The following is a 5,521-nucleotide window of genomic DNA, read 5'->3' as shown; positions in this document are numbered from 1 at the left end:
TTGGAACTGATAGTAGTGTTGTAAACGGTTCGGGTTTTCACCATAACGACCGTCTTTCGGACGACGTGAAGGTTGAACGTAAGCCGCGTTCCAAGTTTCTGGCCCTAATGCACGTAAGAAGGTTGCAGTGTGGAATGTCCCTGCGCCCATTTCCATATCATATGGTTGTAATACGACGCAGCCTTGCTCCGCCCAATAGTTTTGTAGGGCAAGAATTAAGCCCTGAAATGTATCAATATGCGATATAGCACGACTCATGGTGCATCCACTGGAATCAAACAAAAATTGTGGTTAAGTATAAGGATTTTGATGGTGAGTGGCAAAGGCTAGTTGGGGAATTTCAGCTTTGAACAGGTTTTAGATTTTTTTGCTGTTCTGAATAATAGAATCCAATTAGTAAGGGCAAATGTAAGAGAGAAAAAACAGAGAAGAACAAAGAATCTGAGTGGAATAATATTAATTTGGGCTGTATTCAAAATAATGATCAGGCTCGGGACAACAACAGTAAATAAAAGGGCGTAAGCCATAATTGAAAAGAAATTGAGGACGTTATATTTTTTCAATAAAACTTGAGCTAAATAGGTTGGAAAGAAAACCAAGATGAAATAGATCACTGCAATGTATAGGATAACCAAGAGCATCTCATAGAATACTTTGAATATTTCTATGGAAAAGTAATTATCAGGCGCAAAAAAAGCGACAAATATAAAATAGATGGGAATACTGGCATAGAAAGGTGTTTGGACCAAACAGCGCCAAATTTGTGCTTTGTTGACAATAAGTTTTTGAGTGAATGGTTGAGCAAGTTTTAGAAGTTTTGCTTTCATGGTTTTTAAATCATTAATGATTTCAGTTGTTTATGTTGGTTTTGTGGAGTTGGGTAAGCTATTGTGTTGAATTATCTAAATTTTTGATCATAACAAATCCTCGATCTATAACTATACGTCAGCTCATGACGTATTGCATCTCACATGCTCTTAATTTCACAACTTTGAAATGCTAATTTTAAAACGATATTCTCTGTTCTCATCAGGTCGTTTGATATGTCTGATCGCATTCGTGAAAAGCTGCAAATTTTAGCGGACGCTGCCAAATATGATGTGTCCTGTTCCTCTAGTGGTAGTGACCGTAAAAATAAAGACAAAGGTTTAGGCGATGCCAGTCGGGCAGGGATTTGCCATAGCTATACCGAAGATGGACGCTGTGTTTCATTGCTGAAAATCTTGTTCAGTAATGTCTGTATTTTTGATTGCGCTTATTGTGTGTCACGCCGTTCTAATGATGTGAAACGGGCTGCATTTACCGTACAAGAAGTGGTTGACCTGACCATTAATTTTTATCGTCGTAATTATATAGAGGGATTATTTCTGAGTTCAGGTATTTTTAAATCTGCTGACTATACGATGGAGCGGATGCTTCAAGTGGTGAAAAAGCTACGTCTAGAGGAAAATTTTAATGGCTATATTCATCTCAAAACTATTCCAGGCGCATCGCCTGAGTTGATTCATGAAGCAGGACTTTATGCTGATCGTATGAGCATCAATTTAGAAATGCCAACTGAGATCGGATTAAAAGCGTTTGCCCCTGAAAAATCACATCAAGAAGTACAAAAAGATTTAGGATTGGTTCGAGATCGACTGATTCAACTCAAAGATGAACGTCAAATTATTAAGCATGTGCCGAAATATGTACCCGCAGGGCAGACCACTCAAATGGTGGTTGGCGCACATCAAGAGACTGATCAAGATGTGCTATTTATGGCAGATCGGCATTACAAAGAGTTCAAGTTAAAGCGTGTCTATTTCTCAGGCTACATTCCAATCAATACCGAGAATAACTATTTACCTGCTGTCGGTTCAGCACCACCTTTGCTACGAGAAAATCGTCTTTATCAAAGTGATTGGTTGATGCGTTTTTATGGTTTTCAGGTCAATGAAATCGTCAATGAAAAATACCCACATCTTGATTTGGATGTAGATCCGAAACTGAGTTGGGCATTGCGTCATCCTGAACAGTTTCCCGTCGATTTGAATCGTGCTGATTATCATATGATTTTGCGCGTGCCGGGCATTGGGGTGAAGTCTGCCAAGAAAATCGTACAAGCGCGTCGTTTTGGTAAGGTGCATATTGATCTACTAAAACAACTCGGTGTGGCGTATTCCAGAGCAAAATTTTTTATTCGTTGTGAAGATAGCCCGCGCTTTCAAAAAGAGTTGTCATCTCATTATATTCGTCAACAAATCTTGACGCAGGGTTCATCCAAATACGTTAAACAACTGTCACCTCAGCTAAGCTTAGGATTTTGATCATGTCTGCTGATGGTATGGTTTATTATTATTTTGATGGTTCGATGGTTGGTTTGCTCAATTGTGTATTTCGTGCCTTTCAATTTAAAGAGTTTCAAGTTCAGCTTTGTTTTAATGAAGGTGCGCAACATGGTTTATTTTCCACTGTTGTTGAGATTCCCAATAATGAACATCATGCGCAGCGTGTTTGGTCAGCGATACAGCAGCGCTTGAGTCAATCCTCATTAAGACAATTTTACTTTGCTTATTTATCTGAATCTTTAGACGCGTTTCAGCATTTATTTAATTACTGTATATACGTTTTTCGTCATCAACATTCTGTTGAAAAAAATTATGCGCATCCGAGTGTATTGGCGATATCACAATGGGCAAAAAAAGTCGGCCGTGAAAAGCATCGTATGGAAGCTTTTGTCCGTTTTAAGAAAACCACAGATGGATTATTTTTAAGTTTGGTGCGACCTGATTTTAATGTACTTCCTTTGATACAGCTGCATTTTAAGCGTCGTTATCAAGATCAATGCTGGTTGATTTATGATGAGCAACGAAAATATGGTTTGTACTATGACTTACATGAAATTCATGAGGTGTCATTAGAGGCAAATGAAATTGATCGGAATCTTGCAGGTGGTGCAAGTCAAAGTTTTCAATTGCAGTTGGATGAGCAAGAACAATTATATGATCAACTCTGGAAAGATTATTTTAATAGTATCAACATTAAAGAACGTCAAAACGTTAAATTGCATGTGCAATATTTACCGAAACGCTATTGGCGTTATCTGAATGAAAAGTTGATTTAACAGAATAAAAAAAGCGCCGAAGCGCTTTTAATTTGCGCTAAACAAAGAACCAATAAATAAAGATAGACACCAGTGCAACACAAAGAATATTTAGCACGAAACCGACGCGCATCATCTCGCTTTGTTGAATATGTCCTGTACCAAATACGATGGCATTTGGTGGGGTTGCAACAGGTAGCATGAATGCACATGAAGCACCAATACCAATGACAATTACCAGAATTTCTTTAGGTAAGCCCATTTGATCTGCAATCGCAGCAAAAACAGGGACGAGCAATGCAGCAGATGCGGTATTACTGGTAAATTCAGTTAAGAAAATAATAAAGGCTGCAACGATCACAATGACCAAGAACGGAGAGGCGTCACCGAAAGCATTTGCAAGTGTTTGACCTAATACCAGTGATGAACCTGAATCTTTCAGAACAGCACTTAAAGTTAAACCACCACCAAAGAGCATTAACACGCCCCAATCAGTGTTGTCAGCAATATCTTTCCATGTGCCGATACCAAGAATCACCACTAAACAGGCAGCAAAAACAGCAATCCAAGTGTCAGGTTGGCTAATCCCAAAATGCTCACTGACGCTCTTACCGAAGATCCACGCCAATGCTGTTACCATGAACAATAACATGGTCAAAATACGGTCGCGATTCCAAGGGATATTTTCTGTTTTAAATTCCACACGATGGTTCAATTTTGGACGCAAGATCAGATATAAGCTGGCTAACATCGCAGGGAAAATAATTAACATCATGGGTAAACCAACTTTCATCCAGTCGGCAAAATCATAGCCTAAAGCTTTGGCTGCAATGGCATTCGGTGGAGAACCAACCATTGTACCTAAACCACCAATACTGGCTGAGTAGGCGATCCCCAATAAGATGAAAACGAAAGTTTTACGCTCTTTTTGCACATCAAAATGAGAAAGCAAACCTAGTGCAAGCGGTAACATCATTGCCGCTGTTGCGGTATTGGAAATCCACATTGAAAGCACAGCAGTCACTAAACAGATCGCCAAGACTGCGACCCCTAAATGACCGCGAGACATGGCAATAATCCACATCGCAATTTTGCGGTCAAGCTTTTGGACATGTAGTGCCGTTGCTAGTGCGAAACCACCAAAAAATAAGAAGATGGTCGGATCTGCAAAGGTACTCAACGCTTTGCTAGTGGTAATGGCTTTGATTTCACCATCACTGCCAACACTTGGCATACCGACAAGAACGGCAAGCACAGGAACTAGCAGCGCAGTAATTGTGATATGAATGGCTTCAGTCAGCCAAAGAATACCAATGAATAAGAGTAAGCTTAGCCCCTTATTGGCATTTTGCTCATAAGGGAGAATTTCATATAAACCGAAAGACAGCAATGCCGCAATTGCAATGATTACCCAACCGCGCAACAGACCCTTAGGCATTGCGTTGGTGGGTGTTTCAAGGTGAGGAACATTCATAAAATATCCTTATTTGAGTTGTTATTGCCACTTAAATCTAGTGACCAGATAACCTAAAATATCTGTCAATCTTGCGTAAATCCAAGTTTAACGATCACAATAAACACTGTTCTAAATAAGCTCCATGCCTTGCCATAATGCATTACAGCCAAGTAGCATTAAAATGGTAAAAATGATCAAATTGAACTTTTGCTGGGAAATATTAGAACGGATTTTTGCGCCGAGATAAACAAATAATAAAGATAAAATGGTTACACCAATCAACAGATAAATTTGTGAGGGCTGAAAGGTGTAAAGCGTTGGATACAGCAGCGAGAGCTGAATTAATTTACTGGCAAGGAAACACATATTGCTGATCATGACCACATCGGTTTTATCATGCCGAGTACTGAGTAGATACATCATCAGAAAGGGTGCCATGGCATTGGTTGCGCCGCCAATCACGCCTGCGAGAAAACCAAAAATCAGCATATTTTTGAATGAGCGGCTGACTTGAAACGGCTGTGATCTAAACTGATCGAGCACATACAGTAAAATGACTGATCCCATGATAAGTTTGAGATAGCCTTCATTGACATATAAAAGTAATCCCACGCCAATAAAGCTGCCGATGAGACTGCTTCCAATTAACCCCCAATATTGCTTTAAATAATGGAGAATATTTTGGAAAAAACTTTGGTTTTTGCTCGCCTGTAATAGACTGAGATTTAAAATAATACAAGGAATAATGACCATTGCCACCGCTGTTTGCAGTGGATAGAACATGGATAATGCAGCCGTACTGACCATGGGAAAGCCAAAGCCGCTTAAGCCATGTAGTAGTGCCGCAAATGCACATAAAAGTAAGGTCAATACTTCTGTTTTATTCAAAACCGTTCCTTGACAGGAGTGAAAATAAAACCAAGCGTGAATTGTATTGTTCTCTGACAATATTGGAATTCAACTATCGGATAAAATCACAAGAA

Annotated in this window: 6 protein-coding genes; 2 read left to right on the top strand and 4 right to left on the bottom strand. The window is 39.4% G+C overall.

The annotated features are described in order from the left end of the window. Both B4237_RS01880 and B4237_RS01875 read right to left on the bottom strand, forming a co-directional pair. Window positions 1-258: glycine--tRNA ligase subunit alpha (locus tag B4237_RS01880; RefSeq protein ID WP_286941050.1), on the bottom strand; the 258-nt coding region annotated here is incomplete at its 3' end. Between the two features lie 68 nt (window positions 259-326). Further along, window positions 327-827 carry a hypothetical protein gene (locus B4237_RS01875; protein WP_192413909.1) on the bottom strand — a complete coding sequence of 167 codons (501 nt, stop codon included), beginning with the start codon at window positions 825-827 and terminating at the stop codon, window positions 327-329. Window positions 828-1,043: 216 nt separating this feature from the next. Between B4237_RS01875 and B4237_RS01870 the strand changes: the two genes are divergently transcribed. Both B4237_RS01870 and B4237_RS01865 read left to right on the top strand, forming a co-directional pair. Continuing rightward, window positions 1,044-2,306, top strand: a complete 1,263-nt coding sequence (locus B4237_RS01870; RefSeq protein ID WP_286941047.1) for a putative DNA modification/repair radical SAM protein — start codon at window positions 1,044-1,046, stop codon at window positions 2,304-2,306. A gap of 2 nt (window positions 2,307-2,308) precedes the next feature. After that, a complete protein-coding gene (locus B4237_RS01865; RefSeq protein WP_278595277.1) occupies window positions 2,309-3,103 on the top strand; it encodes a TIGR03915 family putative DNA repair protein in 795 nt (264 codons plus the stop codon). 37 nt (window positions 3,104-3,140) lie between these two features. Here the strand turns inward: B4237_RS01865 and B4237_RS01860 are convergent, their stop codons facing one another. Together B4237_RS01860 and B4237_RS01855 are read right to left on the bottom strand one after the other, a co-directional pair. After that, window positions 3,141-4,556, bottom strand: coding sequence for an SLC13 family permease (locus tag B4237_RS01860; RefSeq protein ID WP_278595278.1), 1,416 nt, complete (start codon window positions 4,554-4,556; stop codon window positions 3,141-3,143). 111 nt (window positions 4,557-4,667) lie between these two features. Further along, window positions 4,668-5,426, bottom strand: coding sequence for a sulfite exporter TauE/SafE family protein (locus B4237_RS01855; protein WP_286941044.1), 759 nt, complete (start codon window positions 5,424-5,426; stop codon window positions 4,668-4,670). Window positions 5,427-5,521: the final 95 nt, after the last annotated feature.

This window comes from Acinetobacter sp. UBA6526, assembly GCF_002434875.1.
GTDB classification, from domain to species: domain Bacteria; phylum Pseudomonadota; class Gammaproteobacteria; order Pseudomonadales; family Moraxellaceae; genus Acinetobacter; species Acinetobacter venetianus.
This window is presented reverse-complemented; position numbering and strand designations above follow the sequence as displayed.

Coding starts and splice junctions, on each gene's coding strand:
- B4237_RS01875 (WP_192413909.1), bottom strand. CDS start 827: ATGAAAGCAAAACTTCTAAAACTTGCTCAACCATTCACTCAAAAACTT.
- B4237_RS01870 (WP_286941047.1), top strand. CDS start 1,044: ATGTCTGATCGCATTCGTGAAAAGCTGCAAATTTTAGCGGACGCTGCC.
- B4237_RS01865 (WP_278595277.1), top strand. CDS start 2,309: ATGTCTGCTGATGGTATGGTTTATTATTATTTTGATGGTTCGATGGTT.
- B4237_RS01860 (WP_278595278.1), bottom strand. CDS start 4,556: ATGAATGTTCCTCACCTTGAAACACCCACCAACGCAATGCCTAAGGGT.